The sequence below is a fragment of the Panacibacter ginsenosidivorans genome, assembly GCF_007971225.1.
GTDB lineage: Bacteria > Bacteroidota > Bacteroidia > Chitinophagales > Chitinophagaceae > Panacibacter > Panacibacter ginsenosidivorans.
In genome coordinates this window covers 4,588,795-4,615,560 of record NZ_CP042435.1, presented here as the reverse complement: position 1 = coordinate 4,615,560, position 26,766 = coordinate 4,588,795, and the positions used below count along the sequence as shown (strand labels likewise).

General features: G+C 40.2%; 25 protein-coding genes and 1 tRNA gene. 5 read left to right on the top strand and 21 right to left on the bottom strand.

Going from position 1 to position 26,766, the window contains the following annotated elements; all coding sequences use genetic code 11:
* Nucleotides 1-21: 21 nt before the first annotated feature.
* Nucleotides 22-1,050, bottom strand: coding sequence for a glycosyltransferase family 2 protein (locus FRZ67_RS19470; RefSeq protein WP_225975403.1), 1,029 nt, complete (start codon nucleotides 1,048-1,050; stop codon nucleotides 22-24).
* A gap of 252 nt (nucleotides 1,051-1,302) precedes the next feature.
* Here FRZ67_RS19470 and FRZ67_RS19465 point away from each other — a divergent pair, with 252 nt between their 5' ends.
* A complete protein-coding gene (locus tag FRZ67_RS19465) occupies nucleotides 1,303-2,208 on the top strand; it encodes a ribonuclease Z (RefSeq protein WP_147192253.1) in 906 nt (301 codons plus the stop codon).
* Between the two features lie 90 nt (nucleotides 2,209-2,298).
* On the opposite strand, the gene FRZ67_RS19460 is transcribed toward FRZ67_RS19465, so the two are convergent.
* From FRZ67_RS19460 to FRZ67_RS19450, 3 genes are all read right to left on the bottom strand, one after another.
* Entirely contained in the window at nucleotides 2,299-3,432 is a 1,134-nt protein-coding gene (locus FRZ67_RS19460; RefSeq protein ID WP_147192252.1) for an alpha/beta hydrolase, read from the bottom strand.
* 187 nt (nucleotides 3,433-3,619) lie between these two features.
* A complete protein-coding gene (gene dapA / locus FRZ67_RS19455) occupies nucleotides 3,620-4,507 on the bottom strand; it encodes a 4-hydroxy-tetrahydrodipicolinate synthase (protein WP_147192251.1) in 888 nt (295 codons plus the stop codon).
* A 189-nt stretch (nucleotides 4,508-4,696) separates the two neighbouring features.
* Nucleotides 4,697-5,698 (bottom strand): acetyl-CoA carboxylase carboxyltransferase subunit alpha, encoded by a 1,002-nt coding sequence (locus FRZ67_RS19450; protein ID WP_147192250.1) that lies wholly within the window; start codon nucleotides 5,696-5,698, stop codon nucleotides 4,697-4,699.
* Between the two features lie 119 nt (nucleotides 5,699-5,817).
* Between FRZ67_RS19450 and FRZ67_RS19445 the strand changes: the two genes are divergently transcribed.
* A tRNA-Asp gene (locus FRZ67_RS19445) sits at nucleotides 5,818-5,891 on the top strand.
* Between the two features lie 172 nt (nucleotides 5,892-6,063).
* Nucleotides 6,064-7,437 carry a site-specific integrase gene (locus FRZ67_RS19440; RefSeq protein ID WP_147192249.1) on the top strand — a complete coding sequence of 458 codons (1,374 nt, stop codon included), beginning with the start codon at nucleotides 6,064-6,066 and terminating at the stop codon, nucleotides 7,435-7,437.
* A 48-nt stretch (nucleotides 7,438-7,485) separates the two neighbouring features.
* On the opposite strand, the gene FRZ67_RS19435 is transcribed toward FRZ67_RS19440, so the two are convergent.
* The 5 genes from FRZ67_RS19435 to FRZ67_RS19415 form a co-directional block, all read right to left on the bottom strand.
* On the bottom strand, nucleotides 7,486-9,405 hold the full coding sequence (locus FRZ67_RS19435; protein ID WP_147192248.1) for a hypothetical protein: 1,920 nt from the start codon (nucleotides 9,403-9,405) through the stop codon (nucleotides 7,486-7,488).
* A gap of 43 nt (nucleotides 9,406-9,448) precedes the next feature.
* Nucleotides 9,449-11,434 carry a conjugal transfer protein MobC gene (gene mobC, locus FRZ67_RS19430; protein ID WP_147192247.1) on the bottom strand — a complete coding sequence of 662 codons (1,986 nt, stop codon included), beginning with the start codon at nucleotides 11,432-11,434 and terminating at the stop codon, nucleotides 9,449-9,451.
* Nucleotides 11,435-11,449: 15 nt separating this feature from the next.
* A complete protein-coding gene (locus tag FRZ67_RS19425; RefSeq protein WP_147192246.1) occupies nucleotides 11,450-12,724 on the bottom strand; it encodes a relaxase/mobilization nuclease domain-containing protein in 1,275 nt (424 codons plus the stop codon).
* Nucleotides 12,709-13,140: a plasmid mobilization protein gene (locus FRZ67_RS19420; RefSeq protein ID WP_225975402.1), complete on the bottom strand. Its 432-nt coding sequence runs from the start codon at nucleotides 13,138-13,140 to the stop codon at nucleotides 12,709-12,711. The genes FRZ67_RS19425 and FRZ67_RS19420 overlap by 16 nt, the downstream gene beginning before the upstream one ends.
* Before the next feature lie 178 nt (nucleotides 13,141-13,318).
* Nucleotides 13,319-14,197, bottom strand: a complete 879-nt coding sequence (locus FRZ67_RS19415; RefSeq protein WP_147192245.1) for a DUF8464 domain-containing protein — start codon at nucleotides 14,195-14,197, stop codon at nucleotides 13,319-13,321.
* 173 nt (nucleotides 14,198-14,370) lie between these two features.
* Here FRZ67_RS19415 and FRZ67_RS19410 point away from each other — a divergent pair, with 173 nt between their 5' ends.
* Nucleotides 14,371-14,661: a hypothetical protein gene (locus tag FRZ67_RS19410; RefSeq protein WP_225975401.1), complete on the top strand. Its 291-nt coding sequence runs from the start codon at nucleotides 14,371-14,373 to the stop codon at nucleotides 14,659-14,661.
* A 103-nt stretch (nucleotides 14,662-14,764) separates the two neighbouring features.
* Here FRZ67_RS19410 and FRZ67_RS19405 read toward each other — a convergent pair whose 3' ends face one another.
* The 11 genes from FRZ67_RS19405 to FRZ67_RS19355 form a co-directional block, all read right to left on the bottom strand.
* Nucleotides 14,765-15,274 (bottom strand): hypothetical protein, encoded by a 510-nt coding sequence (locus FRZ67_RS19405; RefSeq protein ID WP_147192244.1) that lies wholly within the window; start codon nucleotides 15,272-15,274, stop codon nucleotides 14,765-14,767.
* A 228-nt stretch (nucleotides 15,275-15,502) separates the two neighbouring features.
* On the bottom strand, nucleotides 15,503-15,874 hold the full coding sequence (locus FRZ67_RS19400) for a penicillin-binding protein (RefSeq protein WP_147193281.1): 372 nt from the start codon (nucleotides 15,872-15,874) through the stop codon (nucleotides 15,503-15,505).
* A 95-nt stretch (nucleotides 15,875-15,969) separates the two neighbouring features.
* Entirely contained in the window at nucleotides 15,970-17,787 is a 1,818-nt protein-coding gene (locus tag FRZ67_RS19395; RefSeq protein WP_147192243.1) for a ParB/RepB/Spo0J family partition protein, read from the bottom strand.
* Between the two features lie 47 nt (nucleotides 17,788-17,834).
* On the bottom strand, nucleotides 17,835-20,813 hold the full coding sequence (locus FRZ67_RS19390) for an N-6 DNA methylase (protein ID WP_147192242.1): 2,979 nt from the start codon (nucleotides 20,811-20,813) through the stop codon (nucleotides 17,835-17,837).
* Between the two features lie 27 nt (nucleotides 20,814-20,840).
* Nucleotides 20,841-21,161: a hypothetical protein gene (locus tag FRZ67_RS19385; RefSeq protein ID WP_147192241.1), complete on the bottom strand. Its 321-nt coding sequence runs from the start codon at nucleotides 21,159-21,161 to the stop codon at nucleotides 20,841-20,843.
* A gap of 11 nt (nucleotides 21,162-21,172) precedes the next feature.
* Nucleotides 21,173-21,415 carry a hypothetical protein gene (locus FRZ67_RS19380; protein ID WP_147192240.1) on the bottom strand — a complete coding sequence of 81 codons (243 nt, stop codon included), beginning with the start codon at nucleotides 21,413-21,415 and terminating at the stop codon, nucleotides 21,173-21,175.
* 108 nt (nucleotides 21,416-21,523) lie between these two features.
* Nucleotides 21,524-21,892, bottom strand: a complete 369-nt coding sequence (locus FRZ67_RS19375; protein ID WP_147192239.1) for a hypothetical protein — start codon at nucleotides 21,890-21,892, stop codon at nucleotides 21,524-21,526.
* A 63-nt stretch (nucleotides 21,893-21,955) separates the two neighbouring features.
* Complete coding sequence (locus tag FRZ67_RS19370) at nucleotides 21,956-23,032, bottom strand: DUF932 domain-containing protein (RefSeq protein ID WP_147192238.1); 1,077 nt, start codon at nucleotides 23,030-23,032, stop codon at nucleotides 21,956-21,958.
* Between the two features lie 48 nt (nucleotides 23,033-23,080).
* Nucleotides 23,081-23,461 (bottom strand): single-stranded DNA-binding protein, encoded by a 381-nt coding sequence (locus tag FRZ67_RS19365; protein ID WP_147192237.1) that lies wholly within the window; start codon nucleotides 23,459-23,461, stop codon nucleotides 23,081-23,083.
* Nucleotides 23,462-23,864: 403 nt separating this feature from the next.
* Nucleotides 23,865-25,448: a YifB family Mg chelatase-like AAA ATPase gene (locus FRZ67_RS19360; RefSeq protein ID WP_147192236.1), complete on the bottom strand. Its 1,584-nt coding sequence runs from the start codon at nucleotides 25,446-25,448 to the stop codon at nucleotides 23,865-23,867.
* A 10-nt stretch (nucleotides 25,449-25,458) separates the two neighbouring features.
* On the bottom strand, nucleotides 25,459-25,788 hold the full coding sequence (locus FRZ67_RS19355) for a single-stranded DNA-binding protein (RefSeq protein ID WP_147192235.1): 330 nt from the start codon (nucleotides 25,786-25,788) through the stop codon (nucleotides 25,459-25,461).
* A 154-nt stretch (nucleotides 25,789-25,942) separates the two neighbouring features.
* Between FRZ67_RS19355 and FRZ67_RS19350 the strand changes: the two genes are divergently transcribed.
* A complete protein-coding gene (locus FRZ67_RS19350; protein WP_225975400.1) occupies nucleotides 25,943-26,323 on the top strand; it encodes a DUF2116 family Zn-ribbon domain-containing protein in 381 nt (126 codons plus the stop codon).
* Here FRZ67_RS19350 and FRZ67_RS19345 read toward each other — a convergent pair.
* Complete coding sequence (locus FRZ67_RS19345; RefSeq protein WP_147192234.1) at nucleotides 26,320-26,538, bottom strand: DUF2795 domain-containing protein; 219 nt, start codon at nucleotides 26,536-26,538, stop codon at nucleotides 26,320-26,322. The two genes, FRZ67_RS19350 and FRZ67_RS19345, sit on opposite strands and share 4 nt — an antisense overlap.
* Between the last annotated feature and the right edge of the window lie 228 nt (nucleotides 26,539-26,766).

The following is a 26,766-nucleotide window of genomic DNA, read 5'->3' as shown; positions in this document are numbered from 1 at the left end:
ATAAGGCTGTACAATAAATAATTAAAAGTTCTTTTTAACAATTTCTGAAAAACGTGTTTTCTTCTTTATAAAATGCTGCCATATAAGTGAGCCGCGATACACACCTTGCATCTTCTTCATAGGTACTCTGGTGTACTTATTATTCGATTTGCAGGATATGCACCATTTAAATACAGCAAGATGTGCTTTAAATACGGCTATAAAAGACTCACTAAATCCGGATAATAAACTTTTCCAGGCAAATAAAGCATCTAAAAAAATACGAAGCGGAAACTTCCATATTTTTTCATTCCATGGCAGGTTCTTACCGAGCATGATAAGATTGTTCCTGAAATTGAGGAACACTTTCCTGGTATTGCCTTTTGGCAAAGTGCCCCCACCAATATGATATACAACAGAAGAAGGCACACACATAATATTATAGCCCATCAATTGTATGCGCCAGCAAAGATCAATTTCTTCCATGTGTGCAAAGAAAAATCCATCAAACCCTCCTGCTTCATGAAATATTTCTGAGCGAATAAACATCGCAGCACCACTTGCCCAAAATATAGGCGCTGTGTTATTGTATTGACCAGTATCTGTCTCACAAACATCAAACACACGGCCACGCGAAAAAGGGTAACCAAGGTGGTCTATCCAGCCACCCGCTGCACCCGCATATTCAAATAAATGTTGTTCATAATAAAAAAGGATTTTGGGCTGACAGGTGGCAATTTTGCTGTCGCTTTCCATTAGTTCAATAATGGGTTCAATCCATGCAGGTGTAACCTCTACATCAGAATTAAGCAATACATAATAATCAGCCGTAACCTGTTTCAATGCTTGGTTATAACCTTCTGCAAAACCATAATTTTTATCAAGTGTTATCAATTCAACAGATGGAAATTCTTTTTGCAAAACTTCAATAGAATCATCAATAGAAGCATTGTCTGCCACTACAACCCGCTTGTTTGCATAGGTTGATGCCAGTACAGGCGGCAGAAATCTTTGCAGGTAATTGCTGCCGTTATAATTAAGAATAACAATGGCTACAGAAGGGCTAATCAAAAAATATTATTTCTTCAAAAATAAGGTAGTGCATCAATGCCGCAAGTTTTTACGTATAAACTATTGTAAAGATTATGAGCCCGGCTGTATCATTGCTATTAAGCTTTACTTGCGTCGCACACTTGTACATTCTTATCCTGAAGCAGCAATTATGCATTACACCATACCTTAATGCATCCATAATTATTATTTTTAAAGATATATTGCAACATATTTAAGACTTCTTACGTCTACTATAAAAACACATGCACAATGTTTGGTGTAACGATACTTGGTAATAATTCTGCGTTGCCTGCTTACGACAGACATCCTACAGCGCAGATCGTTACATTAAACGACCAGTTATTTCTTATAGATTGTGGCGAAGGCACACAAATGCAACTCTCACGTTATAAGATCCGCCGCAGTAAGATCAGCCATATTTTTATATCGCATCTGCACGGTGATCATTATTTTGGATTACCGGGGCTACTTACCAGTTTTAGTTTAATGAACCGTGAACAGGACCTGCACCTGCATGCACCCGAACCGCTTAAGAGAATCCTGGAGTTACAATTTTCTACAGCCGATACAAGGTTTTCTTATAAACTCCTCTTTCATGCATTGGGCGATGAAGGCGTAATTGTAGATGATGAAAAATTTACTGTGGAAACATTTAAAGTATTTCACCGCATAGATTGCTGGGGATTTGTGATAAGAGAAAAAAAGAAGCCTAGGAAAATAGATATGGAAAAACTTGCCGGAAAAGATATTCCTGCTATTTTTTATGAAAGACTAAAAGCTGGAGAAGATTATATTACTAAATCCGGCGAACGCATTGCCAACGAATCTGTAACCATTGCCAATACTGCAGCAAAAAGCTATGGGTTTTGTGGTGACACTATTTACAATGAAACAATCTGTAAACATTTAAACGATATAACATTGCTTTACCATGAAGCAACTTTTTTGAAGGATCAGGAAGAAAGAGCTGCCAGCAGGTTTCACAGCACTACTATACAGGCAGCAAAAATTGCACAAACAGCAAAACCAAAAAGACTCCTGATCGGTCACTTCAGCAGTAAGTATGAAATACTGGATGCTTTCCTGGAAGAAACTGTTGCAGTTTTTCCTCAAACACAATTAGCGCTGGAAGGAGTTACTTATATAATCAAATAAGCAACAACTATTGCTCAATACTTTTCTGAACGTACAAGTGAGTGACACAACAACCGATGCCATGAAATAGTATAGCCTGATAAACAAAATCTATTGCATTAATTTCCTGTAAAAAACTTCAAAAGCTTTGCGCCAGTATTCTTCTTTATGCTGGCCAAGTGGGTATATTAATTCTGTAGTGTTAAAATATTTTGTGCTTGTTAAAAGCTCTTCTATGTGTTGCATATCAGGGATCATATCATCCCCCTCTTTTCTGCCTGCATAAAAAAATATAGTGTGTGTATCTTTCCATTTTGTGTTTTGCAGATCAGCATATAATTGCGGCGCTAACTGAAATGAGGGAGAAAAAACACCCGCTACCCCAAACACATCAGGATATTTTTTTATAGCATACATTGATATCAAACCACCCATGCTACTGCCTGCAATAAAAGTATGCTGCCTGTCTTTCTGTGTCCTGAAATGCCCGTCAATAAAAGGCTTCAGCGTTTGCACAACAAAATCGAGATAAAGATCACCTTCACCTTGTCCAAATTTTTTATCATCGTAAGGGTTGTATTCATTCATACGTTTACCACCGCCATTATCAATACCCACTACAATACAGTCTTTATTTAATTTTTGTTGCAATGTATCAAGACATTCATCTACGCCCCACTCACCTGCAAACGCTGTTTGCTCATTAAATAAATTTTGCCCGTCCTGCATATACAAGACGGGAAAAGCTTTGCTTCTTAAAAGATTATAATTCTTTGGAAGATATATCCATATTTTCCTGGTGCGGCCCAACTGCGGCATTACGAATGCAGTATCTAATACCTGCACTTGCGCAGATGCTGTATTTGGTTTTGGCTTATCAGGAAAATCATCTTTCCAGCCTGCAACAAAAAAAGTTAATGAAGTGTCCCCATTTACTTCTACAGCATGATTCTCTATGTCTTCACCCTTCGAAGATGTTTCTACTTTATCCCAGGTGCCTCTTGTAAATTTAAAATTGTAAGTGCCTGCCGCAACATCTCTTAAGACATATATTCTTCTTGTTGCGCCAAATAATTTCATTTTGTAAGTATCATCATGCGGGTTCCAGTTGTTGAAATCGCCGGCCACATAAATATCATCGTACTTTTTTGTAGCCGCATCATTTACAATTATGCGCACCGTAAATTGGGCAGATACATTTATGCAAACCGTATATAAAACAAACAGTAAAACTATTTTCTTCATGCCGTGAAAATACAAAGTTTTGCTACTGTATAAACTACATTGATCATGATTAACTTTTTTTATGAACCCCACTCAGGAATAATTATTTGGCTTTCGTTGCGTCGCACACTTGTACAGTTTGATCATAAATGAACAAAAAAAGACCTGCACTAAAAGCAGGTCGATTTATGAAAGTTCTTTGCTAAGCTTATCTTGTTGCCATATAAGCCTTCACCCGGTTATAAACACTGGCACTTAATGTAACCAATGGTAACCTTACATTATTACTGATCAATCCCATTTCTGCCATAAATGCTTTTACACCTGCAGGATTATTTTCTTCAAACATCAGGTTATATGCATCAACCAATTTATCGTTGATGGTTTTTGCTTTTGCAAAATCATTTGCCAGGCAAAAACGTACCATGTCTGAAAATTCTTTTGGATAAGCATTCGCAGCAACACTTATTACGCCTTTCATGCCGCATGCAATTTGAGGAAGGCCCAAAGCATCATCACCACTTACTACAAGAAAATCTTTTGGTGCGTGCCGTAGTATTTGTATACACTGACCCATATCTCCACTGGCTTCTTTTATACCTGCTATATTCTTTACTTCATTTGCAAGACGAATGGTTGTTTCTGCTGTTACATTTCTCCCTGTTCTGCCCGGAACATTATATAATAAGATCGGCTTTGGAGAAGCTTCTGCCAATGCTTTATAATGCTGGTACAAACCCTCTTGTGATGGCTTGCTGTAATATGGTGATGCACTTAGAATAGCAACTGCATTATCCAGTGGGTAGTTTTGCAGGTCCTTAATAAGCGCATTGGTATCATTGCCACCGATGCCTACTACAACCGGCACACGACCATTTACCTTATCATAAGTAAATTTTACGATATCGGTCTTCTCAAACTTACCAAGCGTAGGTGTTTCGCCTGTAGTGCCAAGCGTTACTACATACTCTGCGCCACCATCGATCACATGGTCGATAATTTTTGAGAGTGCATTAAAATCAATAAATCCCTGTGCCGTGAACGGCGTTATCAAAGCCACGCCTGTTCCTTGTAGTTGATTGTAAAGAGAAGACATTTTTAGATCGCTGATTTCTGTTGTTGTGATGTATGATTTTTTAAACCGATAAGCCTATCAAAGCAGTGCAACAGTTATTTTATGTATACGATGTTGCCTAATGTATTTGATTTGCTGCACAAAGATAAATGGTACAAGAGTGCGACGCAACGAAAGTTAAATAGCAGCACAAATGCCGGGCTCATAAAATTATGCTTCTGCATCTTCTGTTTCTTCTGCTACTTCATCCCAAAAGCCCATTCTGCCAAATTTCTCTGTGCGATAATTTAATTTCTTATCTGAAGGTATTAGTTTTACTTCTTCAAGCGATTTTAGAATATAGCTTTTAAGAATTTTTGCTGCTTCGTCGTAATCCCAATGCGCGCCTCCAATTGGTTCAGGCACAATTTCATCAACGAGTCCAAAGCCATGCATATCTTTTGCCGTAAGACGGAGTTGTTCTGCGGCCACTTCTTTCTTGTCCCAGCTGCGCCAGAGAATAGAACTGCAGCTTTCCGGAGAGATAACCGTGTACCAGGTATTCTCCATCATTAATACCTTATCACCAACGCCTATGCCAAGTGCACCGCCACTTGCACCTTCTCCAATGATTACACAAATGATGGGCACTTTCAGGCGCATCATTTCATAGATGTTTCTGGCAATGGCCTCTCCCTGTCCACGCTCTTCCGCTTCAAGGCCCGGAAATGCACCCGGTGTATCGATCAAAGTAACAACCGGCTTATTGAATTTTTCTGCAAGCTTCATAAGGCGCAACGCTTTACGATAGCCTTCAGGATTGGCCATACCGAAATTGCGTAACTGTCTTGTTTTGGTATTGATACCTTTTTGTTGGCCTATAAACATCACTGTTTGTCCGTCAAGATCTGCGAAACCACCGACCATTGCTTTATCATCTTTTACATTGCGGTCGCCATGTAATTCTACAAAGTTGGTGGCCATTTTTTCTATATACTTGAGTGTGTATGGCCTATCGGGATGGCGGCTTAGTTGTACACGCTGCCATGGTGTAAGATGTTCGGTGATCTCCTTACGCTTTTCAACAATAGAATCTTCCAACTGCTGTATAATGCTTTTGTAATCGATCTTGGCATTTTTTTCAGCGAGTTTTTTATTCTCTTCAATATGTTCGTACAGTTCCTTTATGGGCTGTTCGAAATCAAGAAATTGTCTGTTGGGGTATTGCGGCATAATGCGAATATAAATTGCTGGGCGGTAAAATTACAGTTTCAAATTTTTAGGAGAAAAGTTTTGTTTAAAAAATGTGTTTCCCCTTATCTTTGCCGTCCCGAAAATAAGGGTAACCAAGAGGATCGGTAGTTCAGTTGGTTAGAATGCCGCCCTGTCACGGCGGAGGTCGCGGGTTCGAGTCCCGTCCGGTCCGCTGAAAGGCTCACAACAAAAATGTGAGCCTTTCTTATTTGTACAAATCTGTACACTTAACACGCTCCTTTTCAATCTTTTATAACAGCAGACCTTCAGCGGCTGTTTCTATCTTTACAAATGAGAACGGTATCGTACGCGACTAAAACCGCGACTAAAAAAACGGAGGTTGTATGCGTATACCAATTAAGCCACTATGCGAACAAAAAAGACTTCGTCGTGATGGCACCTGCAATGTCTACTTTCAGTTTTTTCATGATGGTGAACACCGCACTTTTTTAAATACTCAGATCAGCATTCCGCCTGAGTACTGGGATAAGAGGAAACTTTGCATCAAGGAAACTTTGCCAAAGGAATTTGGATGCCATGCTAAATTGAATGATGAAATCGATCGTCAACTTCGTCTTGCCTGTGACCTGATAAAATTTGCGAAGCAGCAGGACGTTGCTGAATTGGGCTTATATGTAAAAGAGAAATTTGATCCCTCTTTAAAGTTGAATAAACTTGCCCAGGAAGATTTTAATTTAAAAAATGCATATGTCCCTGCAAACAAAGCGAAGAAGGAAATTTTTTTCAAACAGTTGGATGACTATGTAAAATCAAAAGAAAAAAAAGTAAGACCTGGAACGATTGAAGTGTATCATGATATGATTAACCATCTTGAAGCATTTGAAAAATATAGAAAAGAAAAAATCACGTTTGCATCTTTGGATTTTCAATTCTACGAAGACTTCGTTGATTTTCTTACTTACGATTATAAACAGCCAAGAAGAAAAAAAGATATCTATGGTGTGAAGGTAAACACGATTGGAAAAACAATAAAACAACTACGCATTTTTATTAAGGATCGTGTAAAAAGAAAAATTATTCCATCTATTGATTTAAGTGATTACAAAATCCCCGAAGAGGAATCGGATGCTATTTATCTTTCTTATGAAGAAATTGGTGAGATATATCATCTTGATTTATCTGAACATCCTGAATTAATCCCTTATCGCGATTTGTTTGTGTTGGGATGTTTAACCGGTCTTCGCTTCTCTGATTTCTCTTCATTAGAACCAGAAGATTTACAGCAAGACATGCTTTATAAAAAGCAGGAGAAGTCTGTGCATTGGGTTGTGATACCAATGCGTAAAGAAGCAAAAGAAATTTTTACAAGACAGTTTAGAGAACAAATACCGATTATATCAAACGTAAAATTCAATGAGCACATTAAAACAATTGCAAGGTTTGCTGGTATTTGCCAGGTGATAAAGTTTTCGTACAGAAAAGGAAACAAAATGATTGAGGAGAAGAAGCCGAAATGGGGATGGATTACTTCGCACACGGCACGTCGTTCATTTTGCACTAATGAATTTCTTGCAGGAACTCCGGTTTATCTTATCATGAAAATAAGTGGACATAAAAGAGAAAAGGATTTTTATCGTTACATAAGAATCGATCCGAAAGAAGCTGCAGAAAAAGTAAAGTTGCTATGGATGGAAAGAGATGATATGCAGGTGTTCAAAAATCCTTTGAAACGTGCGATCAATTTGAAGACAGCATAGGGGCTGTTTTTTTTACCCAATTACATAGGCGGCACTATCATTGCCGCCTTACTTGTTGCTGCTTATTTTTATAGGCAGCACGTAAACAATTTCGCCGGCATAATTTTTTTGTTTAAGACCAACTATGTCATTTTTAAAAACGATAAATGAACTTGCACCAGGTTTCTTTAGTACCGCATCAAGTTCGCTAGGTGTAATCAGCCGGAAACGCCTGATGTAGCTAAGAATATCATCTGTATACATTGGAGTGTCCGCCCTGGTTAAAAATTCTATCGCAATCGTCTCAAGCGATAATGTCCTGAACTTTTTACCTGAGCGTCTCCATTCGACCAGTCCAAAGGAATCTGTTTCTCCTACGCAAAAAAACTTTTCAGTGTCAGCCATCAAAGCTGATCTTATTTCAACGAGTTGTAGTTTTGCATGAGGTTCAATTTCTTTTAACCTGGCTAATAAAAACGATAATGTAGCAGGCAATTTAAAACTGTCAAGGATCTTTGCGAATATTGTTTTATAGTGTAGGCTAATTGAAGGAGGAATGATGATTTGCCCTTGTTTATTTTCCGTCAGACCGAATTCATGAGACAACAACACCAGGCAAATTTTCTTAATTCTGTGAATATGTCGCATGTCTTTTTCACTTAACTGCTCTTTTATTAAGGCTTCTACATCTATGTTGTGACCAGATGTACTTTCAGCTGTGATATACTTTTCAAACTCATTTACAAGTGCCATGAAATTGAACATTGCAGCAAATTCTTTTTTGATCAGGTAGGAGGCTTTCCATGCATATTGTTTGCGTGATGTACGCCTTTTATCCTGCTTTGCGTTTATGCCATCCAGTAAACAATATTTGGGTTCAAACACGGAGGCTAAAACATTGACATATAAATGACGTGTGAAGTGTACGCTTTCGCGGGTATTAATCCGGTTAACAAAAGCCTGATCGATTACCATCACATCATTATATAAATCAAGATCGTAATCTGCGAGATCGTCAGTTTGCAGGAAAGACAGACATAGAAAAAGAGACTGGAAATATTCCCGCATAAAGTCCTTCATTTCCTGATCATAACCTGCTTCGCTGACTGCTGCAATCCCATTCTTGTTTTTTTCAGGCATGACAAAAAATAGTTTTGAGAAATACCGCATTTCTTTTTCATCCAACACAAGTCCGCCTTCTATAAGCAAATCAATCAATTTAAATAATGCTATTTTATCGTTTCCTGAAACACCTTTTTGTGGGGCGAAAATTTTTTTTCCGGAATTAGGAGGTAATAATCCAAGTAGGTGTTGCCGGGTATCAGACACCCCTTTGCTGGAATTTGTGGCAAGCATCGGAAGTATAGAAGTGATGCGGTTTTTGAGTTGTGTAATTTTACTTGAAACGGACGCCGTCAAATCACTATTTAGAAAGTTGCATTTGTCACCGTAAAGAAATTCAAAGAGACCTTCGTTATTTTTAACAGACCAGCCGTAATTGACGAGCAGCCCCTTGATCCTTGGCGCATAGTCGCTCGTCACAACCGCAATAAGCTGGCAAAGCATTATTTTAGCAGTATTGTCAAGACGTCTGATAAGCAACGGCACCGCTTCTTCGCCGCGTAAGTTCTCCTTAATCAAAACGGGCATCAAGGCATATTTATTCGCAACAAAGCTCAACACAATTTCCATGTTATGATCGCAATCATCCAGTCCACTAAAAGAGCCATGCTGGCTCCAGTAATCCAGAAAGTCTTTCAGGGTAAATAGTTTATACTTGCTGCAGACTTCTTCTACGCTCATAGGTAAGTTTTCTATGCGCGTAAGTTCTTGTAGGCTTATAGTGCTGTGATCCATTATAAAGGCAGGTGTTTGAGCTGAATTACTTGCTGTTGAAACTATTAAAACAAATAGTACCGGAAAAAGTACCAAAGGGAAGTCCAAAATATTTTTTACTGTACAAATTTGTGCAGTAAAAATGTGCAGCATAACTGCTTATAAAAAATAAGTTTGGCAAAAGTTTTATAAAGGATTAATCTTTCTTTATAATTAAAATATGCTTGTCGGGGTCTGCAAGCAGCTCCTGCATAACCGTCACTTCTATCTCGGCCACCTCATTTTTGATCCGTTGAAAGTCGCTCTCAACAATAATTCTATTAACTTTTCTCACGATTGGCAAAGCTTTATAAGATGCTTTCTCTTTTTTTATTTTTTCAAGATCATTTTTAATCCTGCAATGGAAGGGCTTCAATTCAATTGGCTGGTCAGGATTATCAGCAACGATTCCTACAAATTCACCACTTGATAAACTGCTGATTGTTGATGCTGGTATAGCGTGCTCCAGTTGCTTTGATTTACTTATGGAAGTGTCGTTGCTGTTTATCGACAGGCTTTGACGATCCTGCATGGTTTTAGGGAACCGTTCAGCCAGCAGTTTAGCAGTTTCGCCACTGACCTGACCAGAGATAACATTACCGCAGATATTAAATATTGTTTCAGCTTCTTCTTTTGAATAAACCTGCTTTAATTGGCTGTAGTCCTGCAGCGCAAGGATACAGACGATATTGTTTGACCTGCCGGTAGCAATAACTTTAGCAACACTGCCGGCGCGCAACGTGGCAAATTCATCATAAACAGTTGCACATTTTTGCTTGCCTTGTTGATTAATAATTTTATTCAACCGGTCACAGAACAATGATATGATCGGTGCCAATGCATCCGCTTTAACCGGGTCGTTACCGAGGCAAACAATTTTTGGCTCATCAGGGTTGTTTATATCCAATGTAAAATCATTGCCTGATAAAATATAATAAAGCTGCGGAGACGACAATCTTCCCATCGGTATTTTCACCGAAGCAAACTGGCTTTCCACTGTTTCCATTACATCATTTAAATACGCGTTGATAAAGGGATTGATAAGGGTTCTTATTTCCGGCTCACTGTTAAGTATAGTAAACACTTTGTCGTATTCCATTTGCAACAATTCTATCGCATGTGGCAGCGTACAATATTTACCTTGCTGAAATTTTTTCAAAAACCAAAAGACAGCAGCGAGTAAATTAATTGGTGACTCGACAAAGAATTCACCTTGCCGTTGGGACCACGTTTTATTTATGCTTAACAAAATAGTTTTGCTGGCATCCATTGCATCCAGTATGTCATTCATTAATTCAGGGAACAATGGATTACAACGATGCGAGCATTCAAGATTTGAAAAATTGACGGTATAAAATTTCGGAACAACAGGATAACGTTTATGGTGTTTAAGAAACTCATTGTATGCAAGTGTTGTTAATTCCGGATACTTAAAATCAAAAATAAATTGCGTAAAATGTTTAGCGGTGAGTTGGCGGATACAATTCTCAACGATATAGAAACTCTTGCCCGAGCCAGGTCCACCAAGACAAAGAATCGACCTTCTGGCGTTGAGGAAATTGATCCAGCTATTCCGTTTCTTTCCTTTGAAGATGTATTCCGCCGGCAGGTTAATCGAATATTCATTCTCCAGCAATCGTTCTTCCTGCGGAAATGTTTCATTATGCTTGTTAAAGACTTCGTTGCTTAAATTATTTCTGATGATGCGTGAAAGCATCACACCGCCTGATAACACAAGCAGGTAGCCGGTTGCAGTAATCATAAAATAAACAACAGCTACTGTTGTAATTATGGTGTCCCAATTCAGCAATAACCCACTGATAAAATACAATAACAAACCTGTCAGTAAATAAGCCAATGCTGTTCTGTAATTGTGCTTGTCACTTTTTCTACCTCTTACACCTATCAACGATATAAAAAGAAAAACGAGCGCAATGATTTTTGATCTCTGAAAACTATTGAATAAACCCGATCTGCTGATGTTGGCAAGTATCCTGTCCGTTATTTCATAAGTCAAGTGCCATGTTGCGAATGCAGCATAACAGTAGTAATAAAAATGAAGAAGCAACAATACAATGCTTATCATCCTGGTCATGTCGATGATCTTTCTTAACCCCTGATCATTCTCACCTGTCGTTGACATACACACCTCCTTGTTTTATAAATGATGTCTTTTTCTTTTTCTTTTGCGTTTTTGTTTTTTTAGTTCATATGGAATTTGATCATTTGCATATTCAGGTTGAATTAATTCCTGTAAAATGTTTTTTCCATCAGATGGTGATATTGATTTGAATTTTTGGGTTCCATCCGTAGCAGGAAATGGAATAATTTGTTGTGCAGAATTATCTTTCTGCTGTTTTTGCCGGGGAATATTTATCTGTTGCGGTTCTTGTTTTTGCTGTTGTTTATTTTGTTGAGTAAAAGTTTCTCCTTTTAATCGTTCCTGAATTGCATTGGCACTGTATTGTTTCTTCGAATCCAAGTCACTGCCATTAAACACGCATTTCTTTTCGGTATCTATATAGGTCAGACCATATATCACACCCTTGTCATTTTCTCGCAACACCACCTCAATGCGTTCTTTTTTTAGAGCCGCAATAAACTCATTCATGGTACCAACAGGGCGACCGGCAAAAGCAAAATCAACGGCGTTCTTAATACGCTGCTTAAAGGGCTTTCTCAGTTCTTCGTTCTGCTTAAATTTTTCTTCCAGAAATTTTAGACCTGGTTTGAGATAAATTTGACTAGCTTTTACCGGCACACCGGTAGGATCACCGTTTTTATCAAGCTTGCGGTAAACCAGTCCTCCATGCTTGTATGTTCTTGATTCCGGGCGGCACCGGTCAGCCATAATGTTGATATGTTTTAAGACAGCATTTAGTTCATGAATCGAAGTGTATTTATATTGTGTCAGGATACGTGCTAACGTTTCATGCTTGAGTTGGAACAACTCTTTTTGTTTGCCCGATTCAGCCGGGATAAGACCGAACAACTTTTCAATTTCTTTTCTTGCAGGTTCAGACTTTTCTTTACCGATATAATGCGATTTGATACGCGTACCGTCTCGCCTGATGTTTGTAGAGACGATATGAATGTGCGGGTGCTGCGCGTCGTAATGTTCATAGACCAGGTAAGGTTGTCCGCCAAAGCCGATCCTTTGCATATAGGCATCCGCAATCTCCGCAAGCCTGGTTTTATCCAGTTTTTCAGCGGGATCAAAATTGAGCGAGATATGCACGATTTTCTTCTCTGCGGTCTCATGATAAGCTGCCTGCAATTCCAGCCGTTTATAGCGCTCTGTAAAACCAAGTCTATCGGTATCTTTTCCATAGTTCGCTGCATGTATAAATGAAGCGACCTTTTCCTTCAACTTATTCTCATTATAATGCATGACATCACGAAGGCTTTCAACGAATTTTATCCTTGCAACCATTGGTCATCTATTTGGTTAATTTTTGATTTGATTTCTGCTACTTTCTGCTGTAACATTTGGTGTGCTGATTCATGCAGCAACAACCAGCTTTTTACGTCCGAAAAATCTTTCAGCATGTGCAGTTTTTTTACCACCTGGTTGTAGTTGTTGCCGATCGCATTTAGTTCATTACGCAACTGGATCATCTCTGCCATAAAGTCGTCTAGTGACTGGTTGCGCTGTTTTACTTTGATCGTTTTATCCAGTAATACTTTGCGCGCATAATCACTGAGTTTGCGGCTGGTCGATTGCTTATGTTTGTCGCGGATTTTTTGTTGTTCTCTTTCCGTCAATCGTATATGCAACCATCGGGTGCGTTTGTCACTTTTGTTCTCCATCACGTTATCCTTTACGCTGTTTAAAAATGATGTTCCCATGTAGTCTTCCAGGTGACTGCCCACGACTCCGGAGTAAGGGCAGCCAGATTCCGTTGTGATACAACGGTACATCTGGCGGATTGCAAAAACAGGCAATCTCACCCACGCCGCGAACGGCAGTCTGCTACAAAATGTCTTTAGAGATTACCCCGAAGTCCCGGGCTGGCCAAAGAGAAGATCAATGTTTATGCATTAACCGGTGCCTTTGCGATTTTGTTATGCTCATAAGCCAGTCATTGAGATCCCCATACTGGTGATACGGTTTGCGTTCGTCTATAAACTTTTCTTTGTCCAGTTGCAGGACCTTTTCAGTACATTTCTGACCGGTTTTATCATTGTCCAGGTAAAGGTGTACACGATCATGTGTCTGCATTAATGGCAGGCTTTTTTCAAAAAATGAAGTGGAATTAAGAATTAGAAAATTGGTTGATTCAGATGCCTGTTGGCGGTTCAAAACCTGGTAAGTGAGGAAGTTGAAAAAGCCTTCAAAAACAGTAAGCGCTTTAGCACCGTGATCAATGTAGGTAATATCCTTTGGCGTGCTCGCAGCTTTGATATATTCGTTGCGTAATTCATACCCTCCCGCATTGTTCGGGAACCCGATGGCATAATACACTTTATTGTTCAGCTGGTACCGCACTTCGCTGCAATATTTATCTGCTATATCACGGGTAATTTTTCTTTTGTCAAGATACTTTATCAGCGGGTACGAAGAAAGCAGGTGAACAGACAAGACTTTAATTTGATTTTCTTCCTCCTTTGGTTTTTCTGTGTGCTGTTGTTGATGCCTGGCGATGCCGGGGCCATCCAACTTTTGCAGCAGATCACCTACCGAGCAGTTGTGGTACCGGATACCAAAATCGATAATATTACCGCCTTTTCCTTCGCCCCAGTCATACCATTCATTGGTTTTAAAGTTAACGCTGAAGGATGGCGTTCTTTCGTTGCGTAACGGGGAATGATACCATACATTATTCCCGCTTTTATACGCCGGTTCATAACCTAACCTGGATAAATAAGAGACTATATCAATCTCTTTTGCTTGTTTGATGTTCATACTTCACAGTTTTCAAATTCACAAATCAATTCGCATAATGAAATTAGAACTCACCCGGAAAATATAAATGACCCCCGCAAAATACGCGGGGGTTAATCGGGTAAAATATGCATGCACTCTTATAATTTTATCCTTGTGAAAATGATTTTGTGAACAAGAAAAAAAATTGAACGATGTTATCAAAAAATGATGCGCAAATGGTCTACGAGACCTTACTTACTTCTCCCGGCATGAATGAAGAAGTTAAGATCAATCTTCGCATACCGCGTAAGAGTGTATTGCTGCTCAGTAAACTAATAGAAGCGGGTCTGACGAGTAAAGGCGGTAATGACAGTGATGGTTTATTTGCAGTAGTGGACAGCAATACTTTTGAAGAAATCAAAGCGATTGCGATGGATATTTTGGGTAAGGCAGGCTTAACAGATACCTACAATAAACTAGTTGCGTTGCAAACCAAAGGCTAAGAAAAAAGCAGGTTGGTTAAACACCAACCTGCTTTAGCAAGTGCAGGATCTTCACCGCCAAATAATATGTTTGGATTTCAAAAATATCAGGCTGTTTATTCTTTCAAATTCGTTCGACAATGCTGTGCCCAAGCTTATATATTGCAAGCGCAATCTTTGGTGCACCATCATTTAAAAATTCATACTTGCTGTATAAATAACCGCATGCGACAATTGCAAACAACCAGGTCAATCCATTTGCATACTCTATCGTAAAATAAAATGCTGCTTTTTGAAGCAAACCAAAAAATAGCACAACCGGCAATACACACGTGTACAAAATGCACAAAATAAAAAAGGGCAACCACCAAAAGTTTCGTTTTGTTTTGAATGCGATCAGCAAACCTTTTAGCAGAAAAATACATTGATAAAGTATGATCGCAAAGAGAACAGTTAATGCCACCCAAAGTATTCCATTTGTCTCTTTATTCAACAGGCAACGCGCCATGCAATAGCCGCCGAATAATTGCGGAAAATATACAATCGTTTTTCCTGCACATTTGATAGCGAGTACTACTCCATGTAAAATACGGTCGAAGAAGTATTGCTCTGAATTGTAATGAACATATTTCATTGTGGTATTTTTTTATTAATAAAAGTCTTTGTCAATGACGAAGCTGCCGTCTTACTTCCGCTAACAATCATAATCGTTATAAGACGGCAGCTTTTTTATCATCCATGTTCCTTTGCCAGTAGCAGCAAAACAGGTGCCTTGTGCACAAATCCAGATGCGTCAAAAGCATAAAATTTTACCGGACTTGATAATTGCAATAGCATACGTTCTGTAGTGCTTGCAATAGTTTTATTCTGTTTGGGCTGCGTTGTTTTCATCATTGTTTGTAATTGATTTTAGATACGGAATATATCTTTCGTCAGTGAGGTCTTTTCCTTTTCTGAACTTTCCCGTTTTATGGTGATAATGTTCTTCAAAAAAGCGAACTGTTTTCTCAACGAGATCAATTTCATAACGATAGTCTGCATTGGTGCGCAGTTCATTGATGGCATCGGAATGCGCCTGTATTAAGTGCAATTCTTTTTTTGCATCGTTTAATTGAAGTAGCGGCTGTATCAGTTGTTGTACAATAAATCCCTGTTCGGGCGCACTGCTTCCGTCCGCAACAAAAAACATTTTTTTGCCGCTGCTTAAAGTGATATATATGTTGGAGCGTGTCATAGGATTCATTCATTTTGTTTACAATCTTGTTTCTGATTTTCATTCTTAAAATTGCAAAAGCAAGCGCCCTGTATAGTTTCAGGGCGCCCCCCTTTTCAATCTGCTTCCTGTGGTTCCAGCTGATTTATTCTTTCCCGGGTTTTATTGATATTTTCATCACATGTCTTTTGACGTTCAATTGCTTTCTGCTGTTGAAGCGATTCAATTGCCCCAACATCGACTCCTGCAGCCGCTGCTGTTTGATACAAAGTATACGCTGTAATATTATTTGGAAACTTACTGTCTGATTTACCCGCAAGTGCCATGCGGATAAGATAACTGAACTGCACGTCAGTAAGTGCCGCAAGCAACTGGTACAATCCTTCATTTGTTTGCGCGTCTTTTAATTGAAGTGCTTTGTCAACCTCGTTCTTGTTTGTATAGTCCAAAGAGTGATACACCAGTAATCTTGCAGCGATATGATCTGCCTGCGTCAGGGCAGTCTCAGATGGGCTTTTGATTTGTTTAATAAATTCCTCATGCACCCGCAATTGTACTTTTTCTCTGTCAAGTTCTTTGGCTCTTTTCTCTCTCGTTTCTAAGCGTTCAATTTCACCTTGTAATAGTTCTGCTGTTACCGTACCTGCTTTGATTGCTTCCTGTACTTCTTTAGCGGTTTGTTTTGGAGTGGAACTGCTTACAGTATATCTGCCTTCAATAAAATAAACGATTGCCATCTCACCTGATGTTATTTGCAATCCTTTTATGATCGTACCTTTTTCGATCATCTGGTTGTATTCATGCAGATCGTTTTCATATTCTTCCATTGCCTGTGCAAAAGCGGTTTCATCAAACAAAGTTTCGCTGCCATCTTCATTGTCCTCTGTATAGTCTGCCTTATCCGGCAATTGCGGTGCATTGACCAGTTGCACGTTGTAGCGATCGTAAATAGGTAAGCCGTTTGCAGCGGGAAATTGTTCTACTGCTTTTTTCAGCGATTCCGCAATATTGGAACTGACAACAAGCGCAGCGGGTTGCTCTGCAAACAATGCTACCAGGTTCGCTTGATAATGCATACTGCATTTGTTGTGGTAGCATGCTTTGTTGGTGCAAATCGCGTGTTGTGCTTCATCCGGGAATAAGGTACTCATAGTTGCGGTGTTAAAAGGACAACGTGAACAGGCACCGGCTTCGGGAACCAATTTTTTATCTTTGATATCGAACGGTGCTTTTGTAAGATCATACGTGTAGCGGCGTAATTCATAGGACAATTCACCGAGTTCAAAATCTTCATCCTCTTTCCAGTCCGAACAGTTCTCTTCAAAAAAATCAAGTTGTGATTCCGGGGCAATGGCAGCCAGTTGCAACGCTTCCTGCAAAGTCATTTTATCTGCAATAAATATTTCCTGAAACGGTTCAATAAGGGCGATCAATTTGGCGCGACCCAATACAAAGGATTCAGACTTGCATAAGCGCAATGCGATTTCTTTTGTGGTTTTTTTTGCTTCCTGCATTTCTGCGATCAGCAATGCATCATCAAGCGGATGCGGATTTTCACGATGTGCATTTTCACTGAATATGATCTCCTTTGCAACATCATCAGTGACATCAACGATATGAGCGCTGATCGTTTTTAAACAGGCTATACGGGACGCTTCAGTTCTTCTTCTTCCTGCCAGCAATTCAAATCTTCCGTCAGGCTTAGGACGCACCGTAACATCATGTATCAAACCATGCAATGCAATATCTGCTGCAAGTTCCTGCAATGTGTTTTGATTAAACAACCTGCGGCGGTTGGAAGGATGATAATCTATCAGGTCGAGTGCAATACTTTCTCTTTCGCCCTCCGGTATCGCAAAAGATTTTGTTGTTTGCTTCTTTGGCTTTTCTGTTTTTCTGTTTATTTCAGCTTTGCTTTTAATTGCGGTTTTCATACGTGCAATGTTTTATGTTTATAAAATTGTTTACTGTTTTATTGGAATCAGCATAGTTGCTGTTTGCCCCAGCGCAGTACCAGTTTGCCTTCATCATCATAACTTTTTGAGATCAGCATATCGAGGATGTTGAGATCAATACCAAACTGCTCATAAATCGCTTTGGAAGATTTCTCGTTCGTGGTCTTGATAAAATCGTTTAATTTTTCTTTTGCCATCAGCAAGGCAAGAAGATTAATCTCTATCGTGTTCTCATAGTTGACAAAATGTACTTCTGAGTGTCGTACACTATCGAACCTTATGAACCTGAAATAGAACTGGCTGATCTTTGGAATATTCCATTGCAGACTCTCTATAATGCAACGGTTGCAATAAGGGATATTGACGGATGATTTTAACGATTGCTGTGTGCAAACAAGTAAGCCGTTTTCACTCAGCCTGAACTGTTCAAGAATTGCTTTCCTTTTGGTAACATTTCGTTCGCCGTCGATGTAAAACAATTGGCGCTCTTTAAACTGTTCTTTTAAATATTGGTGATAGTCCCGGGCGGTACTTTTCAAAACAGTGCCGATGGTCACCAGTTCCTGTGACCAGCCCTGCACCATCTGTTTGATCTTATTGTATTTTTCAGGATAACCGGCACCCGTATAGTTGGGCATCAGGTGCGGAACAGAAGTTGCCTTTATCAGTGCCTTGATCTGCCGGAGCAGTCGCATGGCGGCTTCTTTTCTTGCGTTGCCTGTAGTGGTATAATAATCATAACACACTTTCAGAAAATCATGCATGAGCAATCTGTATAGTTCCTTTTCTGCAATACTTTGTCTCACCGCATGTGTGTGAATACTGTATTTTTTTTCACCAGTGATCTCCTCAAACTTTCTGGTAACAATTGTTTTGTCAATGATCTCTTTTAATATGGGAGTGTTGTATATATCCTGCGTGTCCTGGCGGATACCAAAGACGGTAACACGTTGCGGACAAAAGGACGCTTTGAATAAAGCAGCGCCATTATAAGCGGGAAAAGGATAGCCGCAATTTTCATTTAGGCATTCGCGGATCGAACCTTTTTCATCTGCTTTATAAATGCGTTCAGCCCAACACCTGAATGCTGATGAATTATTATACAATAATTCTAATTGGGTGTACAGTTCATTGATGTTGTTGCGTGTCGTGGTGCCAGTAGTAAGCAGTTTTAATTTCGCCTTGCGGAAACAATTCAGTGCTGCAATGCTGCGCTGGCTGGATGCATTGGTTAGTTCATCTGATTCATCTACCAGCAAAGCAATCTTATATGCTGCATGTTTGATAAAGCGTTTAATAAAACGTTGCAACGAAATCAACCGGTCATAGGTCACTAAAATGATCTGCCCCTGTTTTATTGTATACAGATCGCTTGCAGATTCAGGCTGACAGAAATCAAAACCATAAATGCTCAGTCTTTCTGTCCAGGTGGTATTGATCGCAAGTGCCGGTGCGAGAATAAAACAATAACGATAATGTTTTTCCCAATATCGAAGCCATGTCATACCTGCGACCGATTTGCCGCCGCCCTGTTCCCATGCCAGTATACTGTAATGCTTTTGCAGTATCAAACCCAAATCCTGTTTTTGCATCTGGTTTAGTTTGATAATGGTTGCGTTGACATTAGGAAACAATAATTGCTTTTGCCATTTCGGTGTTAAACGGAAGCGATTGAGAAACGCATCAATATTGGGTTTGCGGGAAAGCTGCGTAAATGCTGAGTTCTGTATTGTAAGTGCCTTTTCTTTTTTGTCGTACAACTTTTTATATGGTGCAAAACGCCCTCCGTTTAATAGAAGATCATGAACCGATTTATACCATGATTGTGATTGCAATGATTTATGATAGGATTTGTTTGCGATACCATAATTATTTTTAACGATGGCTGTTATTTTTCTTGCAGGTGGCAGATTCTGTTCTTTTAATAGTTTGCTCATCCAGTGCAGTACTTTTTCAGGCGTAGGCTTGATGCGCTCCCATTCCTTCAGGCTCATATCATCCGGTCTCTTTTTCGTTTTGATTTCATCGAGTTTCTGTAAAGCCTTTTTATAAAATTTTCTGCGCAACAAAGGATTGCTTTTGATATGCCACAATCGCTTTTTAATTTGGTAGTTTAATTCTGCAAAACCTATACTTTCTTGTATAGACAGTAAATGAAGTCTTGCAGCATTTGCTTTGTTTTCCTCATACAGAGGTTTAATAAAACCATTATAAATATTATCAGGTTCAAAAGGAACAAATGCTGTTGGCTGGTAGCTAAAACAAACCTTGCGAATCCCTTTCTTTTGCAGGATCAGTAGTTTTGTTTCAATGCATGCATCAAAAGCATCAGCAGGTAAAAGCGATTGCAATACAAAATGAAACTTGTCATTCAGCCAGCTGATCTTTCTTTTATCCTGGAACTCGTCTGCTAAAAAACTTGCCGGAACAATAATGCATAGCAATCCCCCGTATTTTAAAACCTCATGCGCTTTTTGGAGATATACCCATTGGCTGTTCCCATTGTCGGTAGCAAGATTGAAAGGAGGATTGCCGATTACAATATCGAAAGCTACGGCGCTTCTGTAATAAAGTAAGTCGCCTTCCTCCAAATTTGCCAAGGGGTAAAGATGTTTACAAACAGATAGCGCATCGGGGTCTATTTCATTACCATACAGGTTGCTTTCATTTGGCATGAAATTGAAAAAGTTTCCTATACCACAAGTAAGGTCTGCAATGGTAAATTCCTGCTTGGGTTTTATAGCACGCACTATGGCATCGCAAAGATTATGCGGCGTAAAAAATTGTCCCTGCTCAACTTCCTTTTTTGCTGTTGCATATTCATAGTAATTAGGATAATCCTGACGTGATAGCCCGTGCAATCCACCCTTACCTGTAAACAGGTTATAGATTTCTTCCGCACCCATGCCGGGTGCAGTATTGTCTGAAAGCATTTCAATAATAGACGCATTCCAGACGGCTTTTTCTTCGGGTGATAGTTGTATATTATGGAATTGGTATTTCATTAGTAAAATGTTTTATCGTGCGGTGTATTAATAAACTTGAAAGCGGACGATCACCAGTGAATCAATGTTCAGGTCGCGGCAGAGTGCAGACAGTTTTGTCGTGTTTACTTCAATGCGGGTATTGTCTTTTGGTAATGTGGCGTTGTATATTGTCCCGAAATAAGTTCTTTCAAATTGTGTCCCGTTCCATGCAAATAATTTATGTTTCACTTTGTCTATGTTGCCCATTATCCAAACAAAGTTGTAAGGTGTGCTGTCCGCTTTTGTTAAGCGGAATACAACCAGTTGCAGTTTGTTTGAATCAGGTGTAAACGTTGCCAGTTTTTGGATATTGATCTTACTACACATGCCATTTGCTTTTAAATATTTGAAATGAAATTGATGTAGTACCACAAAAAGAACCTGTCCATGTCCGGGTAAGTGGACAATAGTTTTATACTGCTGTCTTTTGCAACGGAAATGGCGAAAGCTTTTGCTTTTTCTATACTGAATCCCAATTCGTCTATTGCATAGCTCTCGATCAATGCTTTACAGTTGTTCAGTACAGTGAATGTTTTTGAAAATTGTATAGTCCCTTTCTTTATTGCTGTTTCGATATTCATGGATAAAAGTTTAAGTAATAGATAATTTCATTTAAGGATACAATGACAAGCTGCCGTTTGCATTCCTTTGCAAAACATAACATTTGCAAACGGCAGCTTTCGCCCTGTTCATGGTTCAAACAATAATTCTATAGCGTCCGCTAATTTTTGATTGGGTGTTAAGAGGGTGTAATCCCTGAGACATTGCAGCGGAAAAAAATCAAGATAGCCTTTGAATAAAGTGGCCGCGAAATAACTGCCGTCTTGTACCATTTTCCCGCGATACTCATTGATTTTTTGTTGCACTGTCTCCGCTTCTTTTTGCCATACTGCCAGGTCGATTTTCCTGTTCCACTCTTCCGGCATTAATGATGGACTATTTAAAATCATGCTCGCTGAATCTTCAAAAAATGTAAGCATGTGATTGATATCGTCAGGAAACAAGGCGTGTATTAATTGCGCCTTGTCAATGTTGTTCATTTCTTTAAATGATTTCATAAGTAATGCAGTTGATTGATGGATAAGAGGAAAAAAAGCGGGGCGGTTGCCCCGCTCGTTTGTTTACGATATTGCAAGGGCGGTTTCACCATCTTTGGCGTAGGCGCTGCACAGGTCAAAAGCTTTTTGCGCTTTGTTCAGACCGGTACCATCCAGGAAGATGGATTTTATTTTTGCATCGTTGTCCTTGTATTTGCGGACATTTTGAAAATAGCCGGTGACGGCATTAAACGCACCAAACAATGTTCCGCGTGTGGTTTGTAGCTGTTGCGTTTCACTCATCATTGCATAGCCAAAAACATCATCAACGATATTTTTAAATGCGGTGCTGTTTTCGTCTTCTTTACCCGCTTTAATATTGTCAAGTACTTCCTTATTAGGTGCCATTGCAACCTGGATCAGTTTTTTAATTTCGGGGTCGGTAATTTTTATACCTGTCCAATGATTAAAACACTGTTCAAGGAGTGGTGATAATGTGTTAACCATGCCCATCACTTTATGGGCTTCACGCAGGCGGTCTTTTACGCCTTCTGTATGGCGGATCACTACCTTGTTTGAACAATTACCGAGCGCAATATTTAAGGTATTATTGCAAACGATGCGGATCGGCGTAAAGGCCGCAATGATGCTGCCTTTGCCATCGTGCGAAGTAGTTAGAAAAAGGTATTTTTCAATCATATCATCACTGCCGACTTTGATATGGTCAGGCAGTTTGGCAGTAATAAATATGCGCTCACCTTTACCCAACGCCCCGGCTGTTTCATAGAACACACCGTCTTTACCGGCAATAGCGTCAAAAAATTCAAATGCTTCGCGGTTCTGTACGATACGGTAATCGCTGCCCGTTACGCCTAAAACCTGCTCTGTGTCGGTTCTTACGTTTGCGTAGTAATTGGGCACGGTGATTTCAGGGATAATAATATCGTCGCTGTTCTCTTTCCTGCTGTTGCAAAAGTTTTCGGTATCATAGGTAAACAACGGACGCTTTTCTACAATAAAATTTAATCCTGCGTTGTTCAGCACTTCGGTACTGGTTTCATATTGATCGGCAATTTGTCCCAGCCCGTGCCATGCCTTTTCCTTTACAGAATAAAAGGAATATCTCCCTGTCTCATCGTTATAATTGATATTGTGTGCCATATTGATAAAAGTTGAGTCGTTTAAAAATTTGTTTGGAAATGCAATGGTTTAAAATGGAAGGTCTTCGGCTGGTTCTGTCTCAGTTGGAGCTTTAGCGGTTTCGGTTCCGTCGGGTCTCCTGCCGCCACCCTGCAGGCTGATTTCCTTTACCTGCATTTGAATGCCTGCTTTCTGGTTGCCTTGGTTGTCTGTATACAGGTGCGGTTTTAGTCGTCCGGTCACTACGACAATCGTTCCCTTAGTCAGGTAAGGCGCTATTTTGGTGCTGCGACCATAAGCGCAATCAAAAAAAGTTGAATCCTGTTTGCGCTCCCCGCCCTTTGTTTTGTAGGGGAAATTCTCTGCAATAGTGAATGCAATGAATTCGCGGTTGTTGCTGCCGGGTAATACTTTCGCGTCTTTTGTAAGCCGTCCGATAATTTGTGCCATGATAGTAGATTTAAATTGTTAGTGAATCGGATAGTGCGCCTTGCGGCGCGTTCTTTCTTTTTGGCCAGCAACGCTGCCCATTGCATCCTGGAGGCAAATCCAAATTTTTTTTGAAAAAAATACTACCCGGGAAGAAGCCGATAGTGGTTCTGTAGCTTCATCCACATTGCAGAAAGTTGAACAGTGCGAAACCACCTGCCCGGGGTGGAGATTTTTTTAAAACCCAAAGGGCAAGTCCCGCTTGCGGGACGCAGAAAATTTGGGTTTGCTCGGAAGGATGCAATACGAAGTCCTGCAACATGAGCAATCAAATAAAGTGAATGCTGAACAGATTTGTTGTCCATGAACGGAGCGTCGCAACAGGTGTTGAATAGTGAGGAAAGCGATTACCTACAACAAACAATTATCCTGTTAACCGATATGATGTTGGTTGAGGCGTGCAGAACTTATTGGATGGAATAATTAATGGTTTATCAAGACCGCGGTAATGGAGTGCTTCAGCGACATGATGCAATTCTATTCCGGCGCTGTTCGCGAGGTCTGCGATTGTTCTTGCCACTTTGAGAATGCGCGTATAAGATCTTGCAGAAAGCTGAAGTACATGCATTTGCTTTAACAGGAATTTCTTAGCAGAAAGATCTATGTTGCATATATTATCGATCATTTGGTCGGGCATCTGGGCATTGCAATAAACGTTGTTATGTGTTACATATCGATGGGACTGAATTGCCCTGGCGTTGATGACCCTTTCCCGGATCGTAGGAGAGTTTTCTGCGGGCACATCTGTCTCCATCAATTCATGTAGCGGCACAGGTTCTGCTTCAATGTGCAAGTCAATTCTTTCCAGTAGCGGCGATGCTATTTTCCTGCGATACCACAAAATGCTTTTCCTGCTACATGTACACGGGCGGAAGGGATGACCCAGGTAACCACAGAGACAGGGATTCATTGCAGCAATAAACATAAATGAGGCCGGATATTCCAGCGTCAGCTTCGCTCTTGCGATCAACAATTTCCTTTCTTCCAGTGGTTGACGAAGCACTTCAATTACCGAGCGTTTAAATTCCGGTAATTCATCCAGAAACAAAACACCATTGTGAGCGAGTGATATTTCTCCCGGTGCAGGCACGCTGCCCCCGCCTGCGAGCGCCACATCACTAATCGTGTGGTGCGGATTACGGAAGGGACGCTGTGATATTAAGCCTGTCATGGCTTCTGCGTTGTTGGCAACACTGTAGATGCGTGTTGTTTCGAGCGCTTCATCAACAGTCATCGGTGGCAAAATAGAAGGCAATCGTTTTGCAAGCATTGTTTTTCCTGTACCCGGCGGTCCGATGATCAACGCATTGTGCCCGCCTGCAGCCGCAATTTCCAGCCCCCGTTTTATGTTCTGCTGTCCTTTTACATCTTTGAAATCAAGATGGGATGTGCTATTAAATGAAAAGTAATGAGAACCTTTCAATGGCTGTAACGCTATATCTGATTGAATAAAGTCAATGGCATTCCTCAAGTGTCGCACCCCGTATACATCAATACCTTTCACAAGCGCTGCCTCTGCTGCGTTTGCATAAGGCAGTACAATTCCTTTGCAACCTTTTTTCAATGCATGGTGCGCCATACAAAGTCCACCGCGCACAGGATAAACAGCGCCATCCAGTCCCAATTCGCCGATAATGATATAATCTTTTAGTTTACCCAGATCCACCAGCTGTTCAGAAGCGAGTAATATGCCCAATGCAATCGGAAGATCGAATGCGGTTCCTGCTTTGCGGACATCTGCCGGTGCAAGATTGATGACGAGTTTTGTGCGAGGCATACAAAAGCCATTGGATGTAATGGCAATGCTGATCCTATTCAAACTTTCTTTGATCGCATCATCGGGTAAACCGGTTATCATATACCCAAAGCCGTTGCTGATGCTTACTTCAATCGTAATACCGAAGGCATCCACACCGTGAATGGCACTTCCAGATAGTTTCGCCTGCATAGGATGAGATTTACCGGTCAAGATTCATGAGCATTTCTGCGATTATTTCGGCGATATGACGTGGTTCGCCATTTTTATCCTTGTAGTTGCGGTACCTGATGCGTCCTTCTATGAGAATGTGACTGCCTTTCAAAAAATTATTCTCTGCGAAGTCTGCTTTTTTCTCCCACGCAAGGATATTGTGCCAGGCGGTTTGTTTTACAGGCTTGTTGTTTTCATCTTTAAAGAACCTGTCTGTCGCTATGCGCATCCGTGCAAGTTTACTGCCGTTACTTGCGGTGCTGATAACCGGGTCTTTCCCAACATAGCCGATCAATTGAATTTTGTTTTGCGTTTTCATACAATGTGTGATTGGTTAACGAAGACAAAGCTATCGGAGCAAGAAGGCGATTAGTTCAAACTACAATTGTATACATGGATATATGCAGGTAAAAATGTGTACACACGGATAAGCAATGATTTACTAAATTAGCGATGCGCTAACCTTCCATCTTATGAACAACATGTTAGAAAATAACAAACCGCACAGTTGTTGGAATTGCGGCAAAACACTTGCAGGACGCAGTGATAAGAAGTATTGCGATGACAATTGCCGCAATGAATATTTCAATAGACAAAAAGAAACCGAACGCAAAGAAATTCGCGCAATAGATCTTGCACTCAAACGCAACCGCCGTATTTTAAAGGCGTTGTTTAAGGAAGAGAAAGACACTTACGTGAAGGAAAAAGTTTTGCAGGAAAAGGGCTTTGTATTTAATTATCATACCCATCATACGATTACAAAGGCGAAGCAGGATGAATACCTTTTCTGTTATGACTATGGTTATCGGAAAACAGATGAAGGTGTGTACAGGATCATCAAGGCATTTGCCTAATATTCATCCTGGTTGAATAAAAAATCATCCTGTGTCGGATGGTCTGGCCATATTTCTTCCATGGATTCATATATTTCTTCGTCCTCCAGTTCCTGGAGATTTTCAATCACTTCAATAGGAGCCCCTGAGCGAATCGCATAATCAATCAAATCGTCTCTTGTGGCGGGCCAGGGTGCTTCAATTAGATGGCTGGCTAATTCCAGTGTCCAGAACATTTGTTAAAGGAGTTTGGACAAAGATAGCAGGATAACGATGAATGAAGTCTCCCGGAGTGAGCAGTCTTAATATGATTCTTTTTAGCGGCACATGACCGGCGGAATGAGCGAGCGTTCCGGGCGTGCAGCGCAGCGGAACGGACGGGTTGCGCAGCGGAATGAGGAAGGTGTTGTGCCGCGTAGAAATCGCAAGGTCTGCGCCAGCCAGCGCAGCGTTTCTTGCGGTGC

Bases quoted from the DNA above. Each gene is read 5' to 3' on its own strand.
- FRZ67_RS19465 (WP_147192253.1), top strand. From the start codon at position 1,303: ATGTTTGGTGTAACGATACTTGGTAATAATTCTGCGTTGCCTGCTTAC.
- FRZ67_RS19460 (WP_147192252.1), bottom strand. From the start codon at position 3,432: ATGAAGAAAATAGTTTTACTGTTTGTTTTATATACGGTTTGCATAAAT.
- dapA (WP_147192251.1), bottom strand. From the start codon at position 4,507: ATGTCTTCTCTTTACAATCAACTACAAGGAACAGGCGTGGCTTTGATA.
- FRZ67_RS19450 (WP_147192250.1), bottom strand. From the start codon at position 5,698: ATGCCGCAATACCCCAACAGACAATTTCTTGATTTCGAACAGCCCATA.
- FRZ67_RS19440 (WP_147192249.1), top strand. From the start codon at position 6,064: ATGCGTATACCAATTAAGCCACTATGCGAACAAAAAAGACTTCGTCGT.
- FRZ67_RS19435 (WP_147192248.1), bottom strand. From the start codon at position 9,405: ATGCTGCACATTTTTACTGCACAAATTTGTACAGTAAAAAATATTTTG.
- mobC (WP_147192247.1), bottom strand. From the start codon at position 11,434: ATGTCAACGACAGGTGAGAATGATCAGGGGTTAAGAAAGATCATCGAC.
- FRZ67_RS19425 (WP_147192246.1), bottom strand. From the start codon at position 12,724: ATGGTTGCAAGGATAAAATTCGTTGAAAGCCTTCGTGATGTCATGCAT.
- FRZ67_RS19420 (WP_225975402.1), bottom strand. From the start codon at position 13,140: ATGGGAACATCATTTTTAAACAGCGTAAAGGATAACGTGATGGAGAAC.
- FRZ67_RS19415 (WP_147192245.1), bottom strand. From the start codon at position 14,197: ATGAACATCAAACAAGCAAAAGAGATTGATATAGTCTCTTATTTATCC.
- FRZ67_RS19410 (WP_225975401.1), top strand. From the start codon at position 14,371: ATGTTATCAAAAAATGATGCGCAAATGGTCTACGAGACCTTACTTACT.
- FRZ67_RS19405 (WP_147192244.1), bottom strand. From the start codon at position 15,274: ATGAAATATGTTCATTACAATTCAGAGCAATACTTCTTCGACCGTATT.
- FRZ67_RS19400 (WP_147193281.1), bottom strand. From the start codon at position 15,874: ATGACACGCTCCAACATATATATCACTTTAAGCAGCGGCAAAAAAATG.
- FRZ67_RS19395 (WP_147192243.1), bottom strand. From the start codon at position 17,787: ATGAAAACCGCAATTAAAAGCAAAGCTGAAATAAACAGAAAAACAGAA.
- FRZ67_RS19390 (WP_147192242.1), bottom strand. From the start codon at position 20,813: ATGAAATACCAATTCCATAATATACAACTATCACCCGAAGAAAAAGCC.
- FRZ67_RS19385 (WP_147192241.1), bottom strand. From the start codon at position 21,161: ATGTGTAGTAAGATCAATATCCAAAAACTGGCAACGTTTACACCTGAT.
- FRZ67_RS19380 (WP_147192240.1), bottom strand. From the start codon at position 21,415: ATGAATATCGAAACAGCAATAAAGAAAGGGACTATACAATTTTCAAAA.
- FRZ67_RS19375 (WP_147192239.1), bottom strand. From the start codon at position 21,892: ATGAAATCATTTAAAGAAATGAACAACATTGACAAGGCGCAATTAATA.
- FRZ67_RS19370 (WP_147192238.1), bottom strand. From the start codon at position 23,032: ATGGCACACAATATCAATTATAACGATGAGACAGGGAGATATTCCTTT.
- FRZ67_RS19365 (WP_147192237.1), bottom strand. From the start codon at position 23,461: ATGGCACAAATTATCGGACGGCTTACAAAAGACGCGAAAGTATTACCC.
- FRZ67_RS19360 (WP_147192236.1), bottom strand. From the start codon at position 25,448: ATGCAGGCGAAACTATCTGGAAGTGCCATTCACGGTGTGGATGCCTTC.
- FRZ67_RS19355 (WP_147192235.1), bottom strand. From the start codon at position 25,788: ATGAAAACGCAAAACAAAATTCAATTGATCGGCTATGTTGGGAAAGAC.
- FRZ67_RS19350 (WP_225975400.1), top strand. From the start codon at position 25,943: ATGAACAACATGTTAGAAAATAACAAACCGCACAGTTGTTGGAATTGC.
- FRZ67_RS19345 (WP_147192234.1), bottom strand. From the start codon at position 26,538: ATGTTCTGGACACTGGAATTAGCCAGCCATCTAATTGAAGCACCCTGG.